The sequence below is a fragment of the Sulfitobacter sp. 1A12779 genome (assembly GCF_043557315.1).
Taxonomy (GTDB): Bacteria; Pseudomonadota; Alphaproteobacteria; order Rhodobacterales; family Rhodobacteraceae; genus Sulfitobacter; species Sulfitobacter faviae.
Genome location: NZ_JBIFFU010000001.1, coordinates 322,509 through 340,167 on the forward strand (window position 1 = coordinate 322,509; position 17,659 = coordinate 340,167).

Below are 17,659 nucleotides of genomic sequence, written 5' to 3' on the forward strand. Positions count from 1 at the left end.
TTAACCGTCGGGATCGACCTTGCCGCGCATCGCCTTGACCTCGCCGCGCACCTTCTTGGCCTTGAGGCGGCGCTTTTTCGACCCCAGCGTCGGGCGGGTGGCGATGCGGCGTTTCGGCGGGGTGAGGGCGCGGCGGATCAGCTCGGCCAGACGCTCGCGCACCAATTCGCGGTTGCGCGCCTGACTGCGGGTCTCGTCACATTGCAACACCAATGCGCCTTCGGTGGTCCAGCGCCGTCCGGCCAGACGGCGCAGCCGGTTTTTGACCGGTTGCGGCAGGGAGGGCGAGGTGGCAGCTTCGAACCGCAGTTCCACCGCCGAGGAGACCTTGTTCACGTTCTGCCCGCCGGGGCCGGAGGCGCGCATGAAGCTTTCCGTCAGCTCCCAATCCTGAATGGCGATGTCATCGTTGATGTGCAGCATGGGCTCTCCTTGCCCCGCAACATGCCAGCCCGCGCGGTGAGGGTGAAGGGGGAATGCGAAATGGGCCGCCCCTTGCGGAGCGGCCCAATCGAATGGTTTCAGGAGGGGGATCGGTTAGACCGACGTCCACCAGGTGGTTGCATTGCCAGGGGCTGCCCTAGCAGGAAACCCCGCTGGCTGTTCCGACACCTCGCTCCAATACCTTTCTTGACACTGGATCACCTCCTTTACATTTGTTGAACTCACCCTGAGCGTTGCACAGGTTTTGAAATTCGCAAAGCGTTTTTTTAGAGGGGTGCGGCGGCAGGGGGTGGCCCCCTGCGCCGGTATCACGCGCGGGCGGTCAGCCGTGCGGTCAGCAGCCGGAAGGGGATCAGCGCGATCAGCGCGATGGCCAGTTTGACCGACCAATCCGCCACGGCGAGCGAGACCCAAAGCGGCGCGAGCGGGCCCGCGCCCAAAAGCGGCAGCGTCTCAGCGGCCCAAGCCACATCGGTGGCGGGGTGGATGAACGACAGGCTGGCCGAAAAGGCGATGGAGAAAAACAGCGCCGTGTCGATCGCGCTGCTGATCAAGGTGCTGACCAAGGGCGCGCGCCACCACGCGCCATCGCGAAAACGGTTAAAGATCGTCACGTCCAACGGCTGCGCCACGAGGAAGGCGGTGCCCGAAGCCACGGCGATGCGGATCGTCACCAGCGGGCCGAACTCGCCCATGATCTGCGTCCCAATGAGCGAGCAGATCAGGCCCACGACAAACCCCACCAACACGACCCGGCGCGCGGCAGAGGCGCCGTAGAGACGGTTCATCACATCGGTGACGAGGAAGGCCAGCGGATAGGTGAAAGCCCCCCAGGTCAGCCATTGGCCAAAGAGGAACTGAACAAGGATATTCGAGGCCACGACGATGGCGGCCATGGCAAGAATGCCGGGAAGATAGGTGCGTGTCATATGTGAACCGTTTTGTGCAAGGGTGCGGCGACTTGGCCTGCGGGGATCGCAGACCGGACGGCTTTAGCCCTCGGAACCCGGTTTGGCAAGGATCAGCTCAACCACCTCATTGCGCTGCATGACGAAGAAGTTGTCGTCCGACAGCAGGGTCAACCGGGTTTGCCCCGCCGCATCCTGCCACGTGCTGAGCGCTTCGAGGTTGTCATATTGACCGGGGCCGGAGGTCAGCAGTGTCTCTTCGCCAAGCGCAGGCGCGGTGAGGTCGAAGCTGCGGATGCGGCTGCGAAACCCCAGCGGCGTGATCGTCCGCTCCAGCAGATAAAGGGTGCCGTCCTCGGCAAAATCGGCATCCACCGGCAGGAACGGCCCCCGGCGCGGGATTTCTGCGGTGATCGTCCAACTGCTGCCGTCAAAGGCATAGAGCGGGAAATCATCCGAGGCCGGGCCGCCGCCTTCGGGGATCGCAAAGAGCCGCCCATCGGGGTGGGCGGCCAAAGTCTCCATCCCCGCGTTCGGCTCGAACTTGGCGAAGTCGTCGTGTCTGGGCAGCGGGGTGGTGACGCCGCTCTCGGGCGACAGCCGCGCGACATGGTGGTCGTGCTCGAATGAGACGTAGAGTTGCCCGCTGCCGTCACGCGCCAATGCTTCGGCATCGCGCATCTTGTCGCGCAGGGCCTTGCCATCGGCATCTTTGAGCGGCGCATCCTCCACAATCTCAAGCGCGACCAAACGGCCCGCCTCGCGCAACATACGCGCTTGCACGACATGGCCCCGGTCCGACACCGCCGTGAGGCGGGTGCCATCGGCATTCACCTCAACCCCGGAAAAGCCGCCGAACCACGGCGCCGGATGGCGCCATGTCAGCACGCTGTCCACCTGCACCACCGGCCCTGTCTGCGCGGCGGGGGCCACGCAGGCGATGAGCAGGAAGAACGGGAGGCAGGCGCGGATCAGTTTGCGTTCAAAACGGCGTTGCATTGGGCAGGCAGGTCCGCAAGCAGGATATCGCGCTTGGGCTTGGGTTTTACTTTGGGCGCGTTCGGGTCGGGCTTTGGCGGGTTCAGGATATTGGCCTGCCACTGGCGCGCATCGGCGCAGCCGTCACCGGGCGGGGGCGGGGCCTGATCCACACAGCCGCGCGCACCCTTGGGGCAGCTGATGCGGATGTGGAAATGGTAGTGATGCCCGTACCAAGGCCGGATTTTGCGCAGATAGCTGCGGTCGCCTTTCTCATCGGCGCACATCTGCACCTTAGCGCCGGGGAAGACGAAGATACGCGCGGTGCGGGGGTCTTGGGCCGCAGCCTTGATCACCTCGTGATGCGCAGGTGTCCAAGAGGAATTCACATAGGCCCCGCTCGCCCGGCGCATGGAGATCGAGGAGATATTCTCGCGCTGCGCCCGGCTGAGGTTCAGGGACTTCGGCGGCAGCATCCAGATGTCGGCATCAAGCCCGATCTGGTGGCTGGCGTGGCCGGTCAACATCGGCCCGCCGCGCGGCTGGCTCATATCGCCGACATAGACGCCTTCCCAACCGGGTTGCTGCGCGGCCTTCCGGCTGAGCTTTTTAACCATGTCGATCATCTCGGGATGGGCCCAGTTGCGGTTACGCGACAGCCGCATGGCCTGCCATGTCGGACCCGTCTCGGGCAATTGCTCGGCCCCGGCAAGGCAGCCTTTGGAATAGCTGCCGAAAGCCGCCGGAGACTGTGCGGAGGCAAAGCTTTTGGCCCCGAAAAGCCGCTTGGCCTCGACCGTGCTCAATGCGCCGCCCGAAGAGCCGATGGTCGGCAGGGCGACCTTCTCACCGCTGATGTCGGTCTCGGTCCGGCCGCCCCCGCAAGAGGCAAGCGCAAAGGCCAGCGCCACGGAGGTGAGGGTGCGAAGCAGCGTCATGTGGCGAAATCTCCCTTGGGTTTGACCCAAGCTAACAGGATCAAACCGACGATGAAAAGCCCCACGACGGGGGTGATCCCCAGCCTTTGGCTGCCGGTGAGGTCGCTGGTCAGGGCAATCAGCGCCGGTGCGAGAAAGGAGGTGGCCTTGCCCGAGAGGGCGTAGAGGCCAAACGCCTCGGTCATCCGCTCGGGGTTTCCCTGTCGGGTCAGCATGTTACGCGATGACGCCTGGAGCGCCCCGCCGGCCGCCCCGATAGCGGCACCGGCGACGTAGAAGAGGATATCGGGCAGGGCGGAGCCTTCGGGCAAAGAAACGCCCATGACGGAATTCGGCCCCAGCGAGATGATCAGGCAGGCGGTGGCGATGAGGATGACGCAGCAGGCCACGATCACCGGCATCGGGCCGATGCGCCGGTCGATCCGCCCGCCCAACACGCAGAACACCGCGCCCGAGATGGCGGCGAGGATGCCGAAGATGCCGATCTCTTGGATCGACCAATCCAGCACCCCAAGCGCATAGACCCCGCCAAAGGTATACATCCCGTTCAGCGCGTCGCGGTAGAACATCGACGAGCCGAGATAGGCCAGCAGAGACGGGTGCTTCGGCAAGCCCCGCAGGGTGCGCGCCAAATCCGCGAGACCCGCGCCCACGCGATAGCGCACAGCGCCGGGTTTCGGCCTGTCGCGCACATAGAGGAAGAAGGGGATCATAAAGACCGCGTACCAGATGGCCGTCAGCGGCCCGACGATGCGGGTGTCGGCCTTTGTCGCCGGGTCGAGCCCGAAAAGCGGCGTCAGCCCCGCCATGGTGCGCCCATTCGCGCCGCTTTGAAACAGGGCGATCATCGCGATCAGGGCCAGCACCCCGCCCGCATAGCCGAAGGCCCAGCCATCGCCGGAAATGCGCCCCCGCTCATCCGCGTCGGGGTGCAGCTCGGGCAGGTAGGCATTGGTAAAGATCGTTGCGAACTCCATCCCGACCAAGCCGATGCCGAAAAAGAACAATGCCCAAAGCAGAGAGAAATCCGCCGGGGCCGTCCACCACAGCGCGCCCGCGCCGACCACATACATGGCCGAGAAAAGCCGGATCCAAGGCATCCGCCGCCCCGAGGAATCCGCCACAGCGCCCAAGATCGGCGCCAGCACCGCAATCGCGACGCCCGCCAATGCCAGACCATAGCCCCAGTATGCCTGCGCTTGGGCTTTGGCGGCGCCAAGCTCCATCCCGCCCTCGACCAGCGCATTGGTCGCGGTCTGGGCAAAGTAGGGGCCGAAGATGAAAGTCAGAAGCAGGGTGTTGTAAGGCTGGCTGGCCCAGTCAAAGAAATACCATCCCCAGATGCGCTTGCGCCCGCCTGTCTGTGCCATGTTGCGCCCCTTCGCGACCTGCCCTTTTTCAAGTTAGAGCAGGGCAGGCCGCAAGGCGCAAGCGTCAGTAAGGGCGGGGGTGAGGCAGAGGAGGGCGGTCGGCTCAGGCCGAAAGCGGCCCTGCCGCAGCGGGGGCCGGGGCCGCGTCCTGCATCGGCGGCCAGGGGCGGTGCGCATCGGCGCGGATCCATTCGGCCACCCAGCCCGGCACCTCAGGCGAAGCTTGCTGCCGTCCCATCGCTTGCAAGACCTTTTCCGGCGGGATCAGCCCGTTACGATCGGTCACGGCGGAACGGTAGAGCACATGGCTCGCGCATTCGCCGTTCTTCTTCCACATGGATTGCTCAAGGTAGATGAACTTGTCGTCCCAACACAGGGTCCGGCTGCGCATCTCGAATTTCTCGAACATGCGGATGCGGCGGCGGAACCGCGTGCTGGAGCCCGCGATGGTGATCGCCCATTTGTTCTGCCGCAGCAGCGTGATCAGCCCGGCCCGCTGCGCCATGGCGGTGCGGCCAAGATCATAGAGCGACAGCGCCCGCCCGTTGTTCAACTCCATCCAGATATCGAGGTCATGCGGCCAGCAGATGTGGTGGCTGACATGGGTGTCGGTCAGATTGTCCAGCGGCGCCTGCCGCGCGGCGACGATGACGTCTTTGGCCATGCGGATGATCGGGAACATGAGGCTTTCCTTTGTCGTGACGCCGCGGATCTGCGGCGGAAGCGCTGCGCGGTCAAGCATATACGTCGCGACACTCTTGCCCTTTGAGGGCGGGGCGCTTAACTGTCTTGCGTCAAACCAAGGGGATATTCCATGACGTCGCTGTTCCAGATCCTGATGCTGCTTTTGAACATCGTTTGGTTCATCGTCATCGCCCATGTCATTATGTCTTGGTTGATCAACTTTCAGGTGCTGAACCTGCGCCAACCGCTGGTGGCGCAGATCTGGGACGGGCTGAACCGCATTCTAGAGCCTGTCTATAGCCGCGTGCGCAATGTGATCCCGCCGATGGGCGGTCTGGACCTCGCCCCCTTGATCGTGCTGATCGCCGTTGCCATGGCGCGGATCGTGCTGACCAACAACGCAGCGGCCTTCTACTGACGCGTGTGGCCCGCCCGCGCGCCGATGTCGCGCTTATCCGGCCTTGTTCACGCTTTGTTAGTGTGGGAGTCTGCATAAAAAGAGCAGACAATCTTGCAGGTTCTCCATGACAGGCGCTGCCACGCTTCTTCGTGATGTATTCGGTTTCGACGGGTTCCGCCCCGGCCAGCAAGAGATTGTTGAGGCCGTAACCGAGGGCGAAAACGTGCTGGCCATCATGCCCACGGGCGGCGGCAAATCCCTGTGTTTTCAATTGCCTGCCCTGATGCGCGAGGGGGTGACGGTGGTCATCTCGCCGCTGATTGCCCTGATGCGCGATCAGGTCCGCAGCCTGCAAGAAGCAGGCGTCGCGGCAGGCGCGTTGACCTCGGGCAACACGCCTGAAGAGACCGATGCGGTTTGGGAGGCGCTTGAGGCGGGCACGCTCAAACTGCTCTACATGGCGCCGGAACGGCTGGCGGCAGGCTCCGCCATGGGGATGCTGCGCCGGGTTGGCGTCAATCTCATCGCCGTGGACGAGGCGCATTGCGTCAGCCAATGGGGCCATGACTTCCGCCCCGACTACCTGCGCATCGGTGAGCTGCGCCGCACGCTCGACGTGCCGCTGGCGGCTTTCACCGCCACGGCGGATGCCGAGACTCAGGCCGAGATTGTCGAAAAGCTTTTCGACGGCACGCCGCCGCGCGCCTTCCTGCGCGGTTTCGACCGGCCCAACATCCACCTCGCCTTTGCCGCCAAGAACAAGCCGCGGGACCAGATCCTCGCCTTCGCCGGGGCGCGGCGCGGCCAGTCGGGCATCGTCTATTGCGGCACCCGCGCCAAAACCGAGGGGCTGGCCAAGGCGCTGCGCGATCAGGGGCAGGAGGCGCTGCATTACCATGGCGGGATGGAGGCCGAGGACCGCCGCATCGCCGAGCGCCGCTTCCAGCAAGAGGACGGGCTCATCGTCTGCGCCACCGTGGCCTTTGGCATGGGGGTCGACAAGCCCGACATCCGCTGGGTCGCCCATGCCGATCTGCCCAAGTCGATCGAGGCTTACTATCAGGAGATCGGCCGCGCCGGGCGCGACGGTGCCCCGGCCGAGACGCTGACGCTTTTCGGCCCCGACGACATCCGCCTGCGCCGCGCCCAGATCGACGAGGGGCTGGCCCCGCCCGAACGCCGCGCCGCCGATCACGGGCGGCTCAACGCGCTTTTGGGGCTGGCCGAGGCGCTGGAATGCCGCCGCAAAACCCTGCTGGGCTATTTCGACGAGACCGAGGTCACCTGCGGGCGCTGCGATCTGTGCGACAATCCAGCGGAGGTTTTCGACGGCACCACCGCGGTGCGCAAGGCGCTCTCGGCCATGCTGCGCACCGACGAATGGTTTGGCGCGGGCCATCTCATCGACATCCTCTTGGGCAATGAGACCGAGAAGGTTCGCCAGCGCGGCCACCAATCGCTGCCGACCTACGGCGTGGGCGGGGAATACAGCCGCAACGAATGGCAGGCGGTGTTCCGGCAGATGATGGGCCATGACCTCGTGCGCCCGGATGCCGAGCGTCACGGCGCCCTGCGCATGACCGACGCCGCCCTGCCGATCCTGCGCGGCGAGGCCAGCATCAACCTGCGCCGCGATACGATCAAAGCGGCGGGTGCGAACCGGCGGCCCGCGGTCAAGGCCATGGTCAGCGACGAGGACGCGCCGCTGCTCTCCGCGCTCAAGGCCAAGCGCCGCGCGCTGGCCGAGGCGGCCCGCGTACCCGCCTATATCATCTTCACCGACCGGACGTTGATCGAAATGGCCGAGGCGCGACCGCAAGACCTCGACGCCATGGCGCGGATCGGTGGGGTGGGGGCCAAGAAGCTGGAAAATTACGGCGCGGCCTTCCTCGAAGTCATCAACGGCGAGGCGCAGCCGATGCACAAGGCGCGGCGCAAGCTGGCGGGGCGCGAGGCGGGCAATGTCTATGACCAACTCTTGCAGGTGCAGGCCGACCTCGCGCGCGGCGCGCAGGGCACCGAAAAGCCGCTAAGCTGCTCTGCCGCGATGCTGGCAAAGGTGGCGCAACTGCGCAGCGCCGACAGTTCCGCGATTGAACGCTTGCTCGGCGACAAACGCGCCGAACGCTTTGGCCCCGCCTTTCTGGACGTTCTGCGCGACGCGGGCTAGATCACCCCGAAACGCCCCCAAGGAGACTGCCATGCTCGTCGTTATTTCCCCCGCCAAACGCCTTGATTGGGCTGAGCGCAATGTCGCCGTCACCCAGCCTGATTTTCAGGAAGACGCCGTGCGGCTGGCGACGACCGCGCGCAATCTCAGCTTGGGCGATCTTAAAAGCCTGATGGGGCTGAGCGACGATCTGGCGCGGCTCAACCGTGACCGTTTTCAGGCGTTCGAGGCTGACCCCACAGCCGAGGTCACCCGCCCCGCCGCGCTGGCCTTTGCTGGCGACACCTATCAGGGGCTGGAGGCCACGAGCCTTGATGCCGATGAGATGACCTATGCCCAAGATCACCTGCGCATCCTGTCGGGTCTCTACGGCGTGCTGCGCCCGCTGGACGCGATCCAAGCCTACCGGCTGGAGATGGGCAGCAAGCTGAAAACCCGTCGGGGCGGCAACCTCTATGACTATTGGCGCGACAGCCTGTCAAAGGCACTGAATGCACAGGCCGAGGCGACCGGCTGCGATGTTCTGGTGAATTGCGCCAGTCAGGAATACTTTGGCGCGGTGGACCTCAAGGCGCTGAAACTGCGGGTGATCACCCCGCAGTTCATGGAAGATAAGGGCGATGGCAAGGGGCCGAAGATCGTCAGCTTCTTCGCCAAGAAGGCGCGCGGTGCCATGGCCCGCTATATCTTGCAGCACCGGGTGAATGACCCGGAAGGTTTGCAAGATTTCGACAGCGGCGGCTATGCCTATCAGCCCGATGCCTCTACGCCCGAGCGTCCGGTCTTTGTCCGGCCCTATCCATCGACCTGACCCGCAGGCGGGGCGGCGATGCGCGTCTTCCCGCCGTGCGCCGCCCGCCGGGCGATTGCCGCGCTTGGCGAAGGGGCGTAGACCTAGCGCCATGAAATACCCGCTCGCCACCGCCGCTATCATCGCCTGCGCCACGCCGCTTGGCGCGCATCCGCATATCTTCGTCGATACCGGGTTCGAAGTGATCGTCGATGCCGAGGGGCGGTTGACCCATCTGCGGATCACATGGGCCTATGACGAATTCTACTCTCTCTTGGTGACCGAGGATCGCGGCCTCGACCCCGATTACGATGGCGTGCTGACGCAGGCGGAAGTCGCCTCTCTCAACGGGTTCGACATGCAGTGGATCGAAGGGTTCAACGGCGATACGGTCCTATTGGACGGGGGCGAAGAGATCACGCTGTCCGGCCCGCTTGAGGTGGCGACCACATTTGCCGAAGGCCGGATCATCACCACCCATCTGCGCGCGGTCGAAGGTACGGTGCCGGGGGCGGATGGGCTGGTGATCAAACCGTATGATCCGACCTATTACACCGCCTATGAGGTGACCCAGAAAGTGACCGTGCAAGGCAGCGATGCCTGCCGCGCGCGGGTCAAGATGCCGGATATGAATGCCGATCTGCGCGCCCTTCAGCAGGACTTGAGCGCGTTGGACGCGAATACCGATCCAAGCGATGTCGGCCTGCCGGAGATCGGCGAAGCCTTGGCCAATGAAGTGGTGATCACATGCGACGCATCATAGCGCTGGCAGCATTGGCGACCCTTCTGGCGCTGGCGGCGCTGTGGTGGTCGGGCGGGTTCAACGCCCTTGCCCATTGGGCCGCAGGGCAGCAGCGCGGGTTTCAAAACAGCATCGCCAGCGGGCTGCGCGCCACGCGGGGCGGCGATGCGGCGGCGTTCTGGACGGTGCTTCTGGCGTCTTTTGCCTATGGCGTCGTCCATGCGGCAGGGCCGGGGCACGGCAAGATCGTGATCGGCGGCTATGGGTTGGCGCGGGCGGTACCGGTGCTGCGGCTCTCGCTGATCGCGCTCGCGGCGTCTTTGGGCCAAGCGGTGACCGCCGTGGTTCTGGTCTATGCGGGGATCCTCCTCTTGGGTCTCGGGCGGGAGGCGCTGGTCGGCGTGACCGAAGACATCATGGCCCCGGCAAGCTATGGCGCGATTGCCCTTATCGGGCTTTGGCTGATCTGGCGCGGGCTGCGCCATGCGCGGCAGGACAGCTCGGCGCATTCCGGTGAAGTATGCAGCCATTGCGGCCATGCCCATGGGCCCAGTCTGGCGCAGGTTCAGCGCGCGGGCAGGCTGCGCGACGCGCTGCTTTTGATCGGCGGGATCGCCATCCGGCCCTGCACCGGCGCGCTTTTCGTGCTGGTGATCACTTGGCATATGGGGATCGGCGGGATCGGCATCTTGGGGGCCTTTGCCATGGCGCTCGGCACCGGCTTGATCACCATCGCCACCGGCTTGGCCGCGACGGGGTTGCGCGCCGGGGTCTTGGGCGGGCTCGCCGGATCGCCGAGGCTGGCCCAAGCCGCAGCGGTGGCCGAGCTGACGGCGGGGCTGGTCGTGGTGACGCTGGCGGGCGGCTTGCTGCTGCGGGCGCTTTAGCGGCGGCCCTCGCGCAGCCATGCGGCAATGATGAAGAGCGCCGAGAGCAAGAGCACCAGCCACCCCGGCAGCAGCGGCGTTTGTCGCACATCGCGCGTCTCGTAAGCGCCGCGCGGGGTCAGCCCCAGCCAGCCGCGCCCGGCGGCAGGGCGGCCAAGGCGCACGTCGCGCAGGCGGGGGAGCCCATCCTCCACCCGTGCCACCCCACCGCGCAGGCTGTCGATCGCCGGGCGCAGGGGCGCATCGCTGGCGCTGGTCTCGACAAACTCGCGCGGGGCGGCGGGGCCGAGGCCGATGACGGTGACCTCATCGCCGTTCTCCAGCCGGTAGAGGCCGATCTCTTCGCCGGTATATTCCGCCTTGAACCGGCCCGGCCCGGCGGGGGCGAGGGGCAGCTCGGTCGTGCTGCCATCGGGGGCGGTGATCGTGACGGGGGGCACGGTCTCGTCCAAGGTGCGGCGGGTGATGCGCATGGTCCGGCCTTGGGCCGAGGCCATTAGCGCCTCTTCCTCAAGCTCGGGTTCCTTCATCATCCAATGGGCCAGACGACGCAGCAACTCCAACTGCGGGCCGCCGCCCTCATAGCCGCGGTTCCACAGCCAAGCGTGGTCAGAGGCGAGCAGCGCAACGCGCCCCTCATCCACCCGGTCCAGCACCAGAAGCGGGCGGTCGTCCGCGCCGGTCATCACCACGTCACCGCTGTCAGCCGTCACGTCGATCTGACGCAGCCAGCGGCCCCAGTCGCCCTTGCCGGGCAGGTCTGAGGTGACGGGATGGCGATGGCCGATGTCGGTGACGACCGGGGGGAAGGCTTCCTCCAACACCCGCGCGGTGGGGGTGGCTGGCAGCACCGTGCCGAGCGGCGACCGGTAGAGACTGTCCGCACTGGCAAAATCCGGCCCGGCGGCGACCAGCACGGCCCCGCCCTTGCGCACATATTGCGCCACATTGTCGAGGTAGAGCGCAGGCAGGATGCCACGCCGTTGGTAGCGGTCAAAGATGATAAGATCGAAGTCGTCGATCTTTTCCATGAACAACTCGCGCGTCGGGAAGGCGATAAGCGACAGCTCGTTCACCGGCACCCCATCCTGTTTGTCGGGCGGGCGCAGAATGGTGAAATGCACCAGATCGACCGCGCTGTCGGACTTCAGCAGGTTGCGCCACGTGCGCCCGCCGGGATGCGGCTCGCCTGAAACCAAGAGCACGCTGAGCCGGTCGCGCACGCCGTTCATCTGGATCAGCGCGGCATTGTTGCGGTCGGTCAACTCGCCCTCGGCTTCGGGCAGGGAAAAGCGGATCACGTTGCGCCCGCCATGGGGCAGGGCCACGGGCAGTTCGAGGTCTTGGCCAATCGGCACGTTGAAGCTTTGTGGTTCTTCCCCGTCGACAGAGATATCAAGCTGGGTCAGGCCGCCGCCCTCGGGCGCGGCGCCCAGATCGTCGATGCGCAGGGTCAGGGTCACCGGCTCTCCGATGATGGCAAAGGCCGGGGCGTTGCGCACAGTGAGGCGGCGGTCCCAATCCTCGGCTCGACCGGTTTGCAGCAGGTGCAGCGGCGCGGGCAGGTCAAGCGGCAGATCGGCGTCATGCACCCGGCCATCGCTGAGCGCCAGAATGCCCGCGATCCGCGCGCGTGGCTCTTCGGCCAGCGCATCGGCCAGCGTGGTCATCAGCCGGGTGCCGGCATCCTCGGCCCCATCGGGGACGGTGATCCGGCGCAGTTCGGTATTGGGGCGGGCGGCGATGCGGGCAGAGAGCGCCTCTGCCGCCGCGTCGGTCTGCGCGGCACGGTCGGAGAGCCGCTGGCTGGCGCTTTCGTCTTCCAAGAGCAACACGATGTCCGACAGCGGCGCGCGGTCTTCGGTCTGGTAGGATGGCCCGGCGAGCGCGGCCAGAACCACTGCCGCCGCCAAGCCCCGCAGGGCCCAGCCCGACAGGCCGCGCCACAGCGCCAGCAGAAGGCCGAGCGCGGCCAGCACCGCAAGGCCAATCAGCAGCGGCAGGGGGATCAGCGGGTCGAAAAGCACGGTTCCGGTCATTGGCCCAACCTATCCAGCAGCGCAGGCACATGGACCTGATCGGATTTGTAGTTGCCGGTCAGCACATGCATGACAAGGTTCACGCCAAAGCGGTAGGCCAGTTCGCGCTGCCGCTCTCCGGCAAAGCCGCGCCCGATGGGCAAAAGCGGCGCGCCATCGCGGCGCACGGCCCAAGCGGCGGCCCAGTCGTTGCCCCCGATCACCACCGGCGTCACCCCGTCATTGAGGTTGCGAAAGGGCATCCCCTCGATCCGTTCGGCATCGGGCGGCGCAGCCTCGACCCAGACATCGCGGCTGCTGTAGCGACCGGGGTAGTCTTGCAACAGGTAGAACGTGCGCGTCAGAACGTGATCGCCCGGCAGTGGCTCAAGCGGCGGAATGTCGAGCGGTGCGGCCAGTTCCTGCAACTTGCGCCCATTCGGGCTGGCGGCACCGTAGCTGGCGATATCCGCGTCCCGCGTATCGAACAGGATCAGCCCGCCCGAGCGGAGGTAGTCGTTCAGCTTGCCATAAGCCTCGGACGAGGGCTGCGGTTGGTCGGGGGTCACCGGCCAATAGAGGATCGGAAAGAAGGCCAGTTCGTCCTGTTCAAGATCAACGCCGGTGGGCAGGTCAGGCTCCACCGTGGTGCGGAAATAGAGCGTGTCCGACAGGCCGATCAGTCCGGCGCGGGCGATCTCGTCAACGTCGCTGTTGCCGGTCAGCACATGGGCCAAAGTCACCTCCGAGGCCGAGCGTATGGCAAAGCTTTCGGGGTCATTCTCTTGCGCGTCGCCCATTTGCGGGGCGATGGCCATCCCCAAGGCCAGCGCCAAGCCGCCGGTGGAACGGCGCAGCAGCATCCCCGAAAGGGCGAGGGACGCCAGCACATCGGCCACCAACAGCAGGATGGCGAGGCTCAGAAGCGCCCCGGCGAGTGGTTGTTCCGGCGGCAGGGCAAGGCCGCGCAGCGGCACATCGGCGGGCCATGTGGCGGGGGTGAGAGCGGTCTCGCCGGTCAGCACATTGCGCGCAAGCCGCCGGTCTTCGGCGCCGTAGATGCCCGGCGGCAGGGCGGGGCCCGCGGGGGCCGAGATTAGGTCAGGCCCTGCGACGCCGGGCAAGTTGCCCGCGTCGGACAGGATGCCGAAACCGTCCATCACCCGCAGCGGGGTCCATGTGATGCCCTCAAGCCCCTCGGCTTCGGGGGCGCTGGCACCGGATGACACGGCCAGTCGTTCCATCATCTGCACGAAAAGACCCGACAGCGGCAGGGTCGACCATTCCGCCGTGGCGGTGACGTGGAACAGCACGATCTGCCCCTGACCCACCGCTTTGCGCGTGACCAGCGGGGTGCCATCGCTGAGCGATGCAATCACCCGGTCGGCCAGTGTCGGGTCCGGCTGCGCCACGACTTGGGCCGAAACGGTCACGTCATCGGGCACCGTCAGCCCGAAGAATGGCGACCCGTTGCGGAAAGGGGCCAGTGCCTTGGGCTCCCCCCAAGACATCGCGCCGCCGACACTGCGGCCCCCGGCCCGTAGGCGCACGGGCATCAGCGGGTCTTCGTCGATGCGGCTGACATCGCTCGCCGCCACCCGCGGCCCGGCGAAACGGATGAGCATGCCGCCCGCGTCGATCCACTCTTGCAATGGCTCGGCCTCGGCGGGGGCGAGGGTGGCCACATCCGCCAGCACGATCACATCGGGGTTGGCGGGCAGCACCTCGGTCAGGGTGCCGTCGATCAAATCGGCGCTCGGGGCCAGCGCCTGTTCGATGTAATGCAGCGGTGAGAGCAGTTGCAGCCCCTCCTGCGCCCCGCGCCCCCGGATCAGCGCGACTTCGCGGTGGCGCAGCCCGTCATCGACCAAGCTGCGCGCCCCGGCGGAGCGTTGGCCCGCGATGTCGAAAGAGGTGAGCCGCGCGCGCATTTCGGCGGGCAGCGAGAGTGAGGTGCTGGCCTCGGTCGCGCCCGCCTCGAACGTCGCATTGGCGGTGGCGAGCACGCGGGCGTTGCCCGCCGGATCGCGGCCATGGGCCTGCACCACCGCCGCGTGTTCCGGTCCGGGCGCGGCGCGGCGCAGGGTCAGGTCGATCGCGCCATCTTGGTAGACTGCGGGGGCGATGCCGACGACATTGCCCGCGGAATGATGCACCTCGACCGCGCCTTTGGATTGCAGCGCGGCAAGCAACCCATCACGGCCCGGATAGTCCAACCCGTCGCTGAACCACAGGGTGTCGAAGGCGGGCAGGGCCGCCATGATCTCGGTCGCGCGGGTCAGCTCTGCCGGGGCCGGTTGCCACGGCGCCGGGGTGAACCCGGCCAGACGGCTGCGCCACGCATCGGCGGATTGGAAGGTCGGCACCTGCGGGTCGGTGAGGCTGAGGATGCCCACCGTCCGCTCGGCCCGTCCGGCGCGGGTGAGTTGCGCGTCAACGGCGGCCATCTGTCGGTCCCAGCCGCTGGCGCCGGCCCATGAGCCGTCGAGCAGGATCAACAAGGGGCCGCTGCCCTCTTCCGCCTCCGCCTGCGGGTTCAGCACCGGCCCGGCAAGGCCGATGATGATCGCGGCCACGGCCAGCATCCGCAGAAAAAGCAGCCACCACGGGGTGCGGTCGCTGGTGCTGTCGTCATCCGCCAACCCCAAGAGCAGCGCCACACCGGGAAAACGGCGGCGAACCGGCGCGGGCGGCACGGCCCGCAGGATCAGCCAAAGGATCGGCAGCGCCAGTAGGGCCAGCAGCAGCCAAGGCGCGGTGAAACCGATGCCGCCGAAAACGCTCATGCCGCACTCCCCTGCCGCGCGTCCAACGCGCCATAGAGCCAGAGCAGCGCCGACTGCGCCGTGGCGTCGGTGTGGTGCAGCCCATAGCGCCAGCCGGTCCGGGCGCAGAGTTGCTGCAAGGCGTCTTTGCGCGCCGCCAGCCGGTCGAGGTAGCGGTCGCGCAGGTCGTTTGCCTTGAGCGTCTCATGTCGCAGACTGCCGCCGACGCTTTCGAAAATGGTACGGCCCGCGAAGGGAAACGCCTCCTCCGCCGGGTCTAGCAGGTGATAGAGCACGCCGCGCACGCCACGGTCGGCGGCCTTGGTCAGCGCGGTCTGTACCGGGTCGAGATCGCCCATGAAATCCGAGATGAAGACCGCCCGCGCATGGGGGATCATGCCGCGATGTTCGGGCGGGGCGTAGTCTTGGCCATCGTCTTGGCAGAGCAATTCGGCCAGTCGCAGCACCTGGGGATTGCCGCGCCGTGGGGGCAGGGCGGTGCCGGTCAGGCCCACACGCTCCCCCCCACGCAACAGCAGGATCGCCAGCGCAAGGCCCAAAAGGCGGGCGCGGTCGGCCTTGTCAGGCAGCGCCTTGTCCGAGGCAAAGCGCATCGAGGCCCCCTGATCGACCCAGAGCATGACGGACTGCGCGATTTGCCACTCGCGTTCGCGCACGAACTCCTGATCGCCGCGTGCCGAGCGGCGGTGGTCGACCATGCGGCGGCTGTCGCCGATCTGTGCCGGGCGGTATTGCCAGAAATCATCTCCCGTCCCCGCGCGGCGGCGGCCATGGGCACCGGGCAACACGGCACCGGCCAAATGCTCGGCCCGCGCCAGCAGGGCGGGCAGCCGGGCCGCTTCGCCCTCGGCGCTGGCTCTGAGGGACAGGGGGCTATGGGTCACGCGGCGGCCTTTTTCCCGATCAATTGACCGGCGGTGGCGTCGATCAGCCCTTGCAGGCTTTCGCCCCGCGCGCGGGCGGCAAAGTTCAGCGCCATCCGGTGGCTCAGCACCGGACGGGCCATGGCCAGCACATCCTCGGCAGAGGGGGCCAACCGCCCCTCCAGCAGCGCACGGGCGCGCACGGTCAGCATCAGCGCCTGCGCGGCACGGGGGCCGGGGCCCCAAGCGACGCTGTCGCGCACGGGCTGTGTGGCCTCAGGCTCATCGGGGCGGAAGGCGCGGACAAGGTCGAGGATCAGTTCCACCACGCTGTCGCCCACCGGCATCCGCCGCAGCAGGGTCTGGGCAGAGAGCAGATCTTCGGTGGTGAAGACCGGGCGCACGGTGCCCTCTTCGACACCGGTGGTGGCCAGCAGAATGTCCCGCTCCGTCGCACGGTCGGGGTAGGCCACGTCGATCTGCACGAGGAAACGGTCAAGCTGCGCTTCGGGCAGGGGGTAGGTGCCTTCCTGCTCGATCGGGTTTTGCGTGGCCAGCACATGGAAGGGCTGGCCCAGCGCGCGGTCCTGCCCCGCGACGGTCACGGTCTTCTCTTGCATCGCCTGCAACAAGGCGGATTGCGTGCGCGGGCTGGCGCGGTTGATCTCATCGGCCATCAAGAGCTGACAGAAGATCGGCCCTTCGATGAAGCGAAAGGCGCGGCTGCCGTCGGGCGCGGTGTCGAGCACTTCGGAGCCGAGGATGTCGGCGGGCATCAGGTCGGGCGTGAATTGTACGCGGTTGCCGTTCAGGCCCATGACGGTGCCCAAGGTCTCCACCAACCGTGTCTTGCCCAAACCCGGCAGACCGATCAGCAGCCCATGGCCGCCGCAGAGCAGCGCGGTCAGGGCAAGGTCGACAACCTGTTCCTGACCGACAAACCGCCCGGTGATCGACTGTTTGGCCTGCGCCAGCTTTTCGGTCAGCGCTTCGATATGCGCGATCAGATCGTCCGCTTCGGCCATGACATTTCTTTCCCCGGAGTTATATCGTTCAGGTGTAAGTGTATCGCGACCAAAGGGAATGGCAAAACCAATGAGCGGACAAAATACCGTGACCCCCACGGCAGACAGTTTGATCGAAGCCGCCAAGGCCGCAAAGGCGCGCGGAACCCCGCCGCTTGAGAAGTGGAACCCGGAATTTTGCGGCGATCTGGACATGCAGATCAAACGCGACGGGACGTGGTTCTACCAAGGCACGCCGATTGGCCGGATCGAAATGGTTAAATTGTTCGCATCGATTCTCTGGCGCGAGGGGGATGATTATTTCCTGAAAACCCCGGTGGAAAAGGTCGGCATCACCGTCGAAGATGCACCATTCGTCGCCGTGGATTTCGAGGCCGAGGGCGCAGGCGAGGCGCAGCAGTTGCGGTTTTTGACCAATCTGGGCGACGTGGCCGAGGCGGGCGCGGCCCTTCCGATCCGCGTGGTCCGCGATGAAGAGACGGGCGAACCTGCGCCCTATGTGCTGGTGCGCCGCAATCTGGAGGCGCTGATCGACCGCAAAAGCTTTTACCGTCTGGTCGATCTGGGCCAGCACCGCGATGGCTGGTTTGGTGTCTGGTCGGGTGGGGAATTCTTTGGCATCATCCCATCGGAAGACCTGCCGTAAGCTCACCGAA

At 66.4% G+C, this 17,659-nt stretch carries 16 protein-coding genes; 6 read left to right on the plus strand and 10 right to left on the minus strand.

The genetic code is table 11. The features are described from left to right. From arfB to ACGYLQ_RS01590, 6 genes are all read right to left on the minus strand, one after another. Window positions 1–423 carry an alternative ribosome rescue aminoacyl-tRNA hydrolase ArfB gene (gene arfB, locus ACGYLQ_RS01565; protein WP_067267837.1) on the minus strand — a complete coding sequence of 141 codons (423 nt, stop codon included), beginning with the start codon at window positions 421–423 and terminating at the stop codon, window positions 1–3. 329 nt (window positions 424–752) lie between these two features. Beyond that, complete coding sequence (locus tag ACGYLQ_RS01570) at window positions 753–1,373, minus strand: queuosine precursor transporter (protein WP_394439975.1); 621 nt, start codon at window positions 1,371–1,373, stop codon at window positions 753–755. Between the two features lie 63 nt (window positions 1,374–1,436). Further along, entirely contained in the window at window positions 1,437–2,351 is a 915-nt protein-coding gene (locus tag ACGYLQ_RS01575) for an esterase-like activity of phytase family protein (protein WP_394439977.1), read from the minus strand. Further along, a complete protein-coding gene (gene mepA, locus ACGYLQ_RS01580; RefSeq protein WP_067267832.1) occupies window positions 2,324–3,268 on the minus strand; it encodes a penicillin-insensitive murein endopeptidase in 945 nt (314 codons plus the stop codon). Before mepA ends, ACGYLQ_RS01575 begins: the two co-directional genes overlap by 28 nt. Then, entirely contained in the window at window positions 3,265–4,638 is a 1,374-nt protein-coding gene (locus ACGYLQ_RS01585; RefSeq protein WP_394439979.1) for an MFS transporter, read from the minus strand. The genes mepA and ACGYLQ_RS01585 overlap by 4 nt, the downstream gene beginning before the upstream one ends. A 103-nt stretch (window positions 4,639–4,741) precedes the next feature. Further along, window positions 4,742–5,320 carry an acyl-CoA thioesterase gene (locus ACGYLQ_RS01590; protein WP_209216990.1) on the minus strand — a complete coding sequence of 193 codons (579 nt, stop codon included), beginning with the start codon at window positions 5,318–5,320 and terminating at the stop codon, window positions 4,742–4,744. Between the two features lie 132 nt (window positions 5,321–5,452). Here ACGYLQ_RS01590 and ACGYLQ_RS01595 point away from each other — a divergent pair, with 132 nt between their 5' ends. From ACGYLQ_RS01595 to ACGYLQ_RS01615, 5 genes are all read left to right on the plus strand, one after another. After that, window positions 5,453–5,740, plus strand: a complete 288-nt coding sequence (locus ACGYLQ_RS01595; RefSeq protein ID WP_067267829.1) for a YggT family protein — start codon at window positions 5,453–5,455, stop codon at window positions 5,738–5,740. Window positions 5,741–5,846: 106 nt separating this feature from the next. Then, window positions 5,847–7,892 carry a DNA helicase RecQ gene (recQ, locus tag ACGYLQ_RS01600; RefSeq protein ID WP_394439981.1) on the plus strand — a complete coding sequence of 682 codons (2,046 nt, stop codon included), beginning with the start codon at window positions 5,847–5,849 and terminating at the stop codon, window positions 7,890–7,892. A 31-nt stretch (window positions 7,893–7,923) separates the two neighbouring features. Then, window positions 7,924–8,703, plus strand: a complete 780-nt coding sequence (gene yaaA, locus ACGYLQ_RS01605) for a peroxide stress protein YaaA (RefSeq protein WP_394439983.1) — start codon at window positions 7,924–7,926, stop codon at window positions 8,701–8,703. A gap of 91 nt (window positions 8,704–8,794) precedes the next feature. Then, window positions 8,795–9,445 (plus strand): DUF1007 family protein, encoded by a 651-nt coding sequence (locus ACGYLQ_RS01610; RefSeq protein WP_394439984.1) that lies wholly within the window; start codon window positions 8,795–8,797, stop codon window positions 9,443–9,445. Further along, complete coding sequence (locus tag ACGYLQ_RS01615; RefSeq protein ID WP_394439985.1) at window positions 9,430–10,311, plus strand: nickel/cobalt transporter; 882 nt, start codon at window positions 9,430–9,432, stop codon at window positions 10,309–10,311. Before ACGYLQ_RS01610 ends, ACGYLQ_RS01615 begins: the two co-directional genes overlap by 16 nt. Here the strand turns inward: ACGYLQ_RS01615 and ACGYLQ_RS01620 are convergent. From ACGYLQ_RS01620 to ACGYLQ_RS01635, 4 genes are read right to left on the minus strand one after another with little or no spacing between them, the layout of a single operon-like run. Beyond that, window positions 10,308–12,350, minus strand: coding sequence for a hypothetical protein (locus tag ACGYLQ_RS01620; RefSeq protein WP_394439987.1), 2,043 nt, complete (start codon window positions 12,348–12,350; stop codon window positions 10,308–10,310). The genes ACGYLQ_RS01615 and ACGYLQ_RS01620 overlap by 4 nt on opposite strands. Next, window positions 12,347–15,115, minus strand: coding sequence for a DUF4159 domain-containing protein (locus ACGYLQ_RS01625; RefSeq protein WP_394439989.1), 2,769 nt, complete (start codon window positions 15,113–15,115; stop codon window positions 12,347–12,349). Before ACGYLQ_RS01625 ends, ACGYLQ_RS01620 begins: the two co-directional genes overlap by 4 nt. Beyond that, window positions 15,112–15,999, minus strand: coding sequence for a DUF58 domain-containing protein (locus tag ACGYLQ_RS01630; protein ID WP_394410965.1), 888 nt, complete (start codon window positions 15,997–15,999; stop codon window positions 15,112–15,114). Before ACGYLQ_RS01630 ends, ACGYLQ_RS01625 begins: the two co-directional genes overlap by 4 nt. Next, window positions 15,996–17,003, minus strand: a complete 1,008-nt coding sequence (locus tag ACGYLQ_RS01635; protein ID WP_394439991.1) for an AAA family ATPase — start codon at window positions 17,001–17,003, stop codon at window positions 15,996–15,998. The genes ACGYLQ_RS01630 and ACGYLQ_RS01635 overlap by 4 nt, the downstream gene beginning before the upstream one ends. Before the next feature lie 70 nt (window positions 17,004–17,073). Here ACGYLQ_RS01635 and ACGYLQ_RS01640 point away from each other — a divergent pair, with 70 nt between their 5' ends. Further along, window positions 17,074–17,649, plus strand: coding sequence for a DUF1285 domain-containing protein (locus ACGYLQ_RS01640; RefSeq protein ID WP_394439993.1), 576 nt, complete (start codon window positions 17,074–17,076; stop codon window positions 17,647–17,649). The last annotated feature ends 10 nt before the right edge of the window (window positions 17,650–17,659 follow it).

What these genes read in the sequence shown, in the direction of transcription:
- arfB (WP_067267837.1), bottom strand. Translation starts at nt 423, where the DNA reads ATGCTGCACATCAACGATGACATCGCCATTCAGGATTGGGAGCTGACG.
- ACGYLQ_RS01570 (WP_394439975.1), bottom strand. Translation starts at nt 1,373, where the DNA reads ATGACACGCACCTATCTTCCCGGCATTCTTGCCATGGCCGCCATCGTC.
- ACGYLQ_RS01575 (WP_394439977.1), bottom strand. Translation starts at nt 2,351, where the DNA reads ATGCAACGCCGTTTTGAACGCAAACTGATCCGCGCCTGCCTCCCGTTC.
- mepA (WP_067267832.1), bottom strand. Translation starts at nt 3,268, where the DNA reads ATGACGCTGCTTCGCACCCTCACCTCCGTGGCGCTGGCCTTTGCGCTT.
- ACGYLQ_RS01585 (WP_394439979.1), bottom strand. Translation starts at nt 4,638, where the DNA reads ATGGCACAGACAGGCGGGCGCAAGCGCATCTGGGGATGGTATTTCTTT.
- ACGYLQ_RS01590 (WP_209216990.1), bottom strand. Translation starts at nt 5,320, where the DNA reads ATGTTCCCGATCATCCGCATGGCCAAAGACGTCATCGTCGCCGCGCGG.
- ACGYLQ_RS01595 (WP_067267829.1), top strand. Translation starts at nt 5,453, where the DNA reads ATGACGTCGCTGTTCCAGATCCTGATGCTGCTTTTGAACATCGTTTGG.
- recQ (WP_394439981.1), top strand. Translation starts at nt 5,847, where the DNA reads ATGACAGGCGCTGCCACGCTTCTTCGTGATGTATTCGGTTTCGACGGG.
- yaaA (WP_394439983.1), top strand. Translation starts at nt 7,924, where the DNA reads ATGCTCGTCGTTATTTCCCCCGCCAAACGCCTTGATTGGGCTGAGCGC.
- ACGYLQ_RS01610 (WP_394439984.1), top strand. Translation starts at nt 8,795, where the DNA reads ATGAAATACCCGCTCGCCACCGCCGCTATCATCGCCTGCGCCACGCCG.
- ACGYLQ_RS01615 (WP_394439985.1), top strand. Translation starts at nt 9,430, where the DNA reads ATGCGACGCATCATAGCGCTGGCAGCATTGGCGACCCTTCTGGCGCTG.
- ACGYLQ_RS01620 (WP_394439987.1), bottom strand. Translation starts at nt 12,350, where the DNA reads ATGACCGGAACCGTGCTTTTCGACCCGCTGATCCCCCTGCCGCTGCTG.
- ACGYLQ_RS01625 (WP_394439989.1), bottom strand. Translation starts at nt 15,115, where the DNA reads ATGAGCGTTTTCGGCGGCATCGGTTTCACCGCGCCTTGGCTGCTGCTG.
- ACGYLQ_RS01635 (WP_394439991.1), bottom strand. Translation starts at nt 17,003, where the DNA reads ATGGCCGAAGCGGACGATCTGATCGCGCATATCGAAGCGCTGACCGAA.
- ACGYLQ_RS01640 (WP_394439993.1), top strand. Translation starts at nt 17,074, where the DNA reads ATGAGCGGACAAAATACCGTGACCCCCACGGCAGACAGTTTGATCGAA.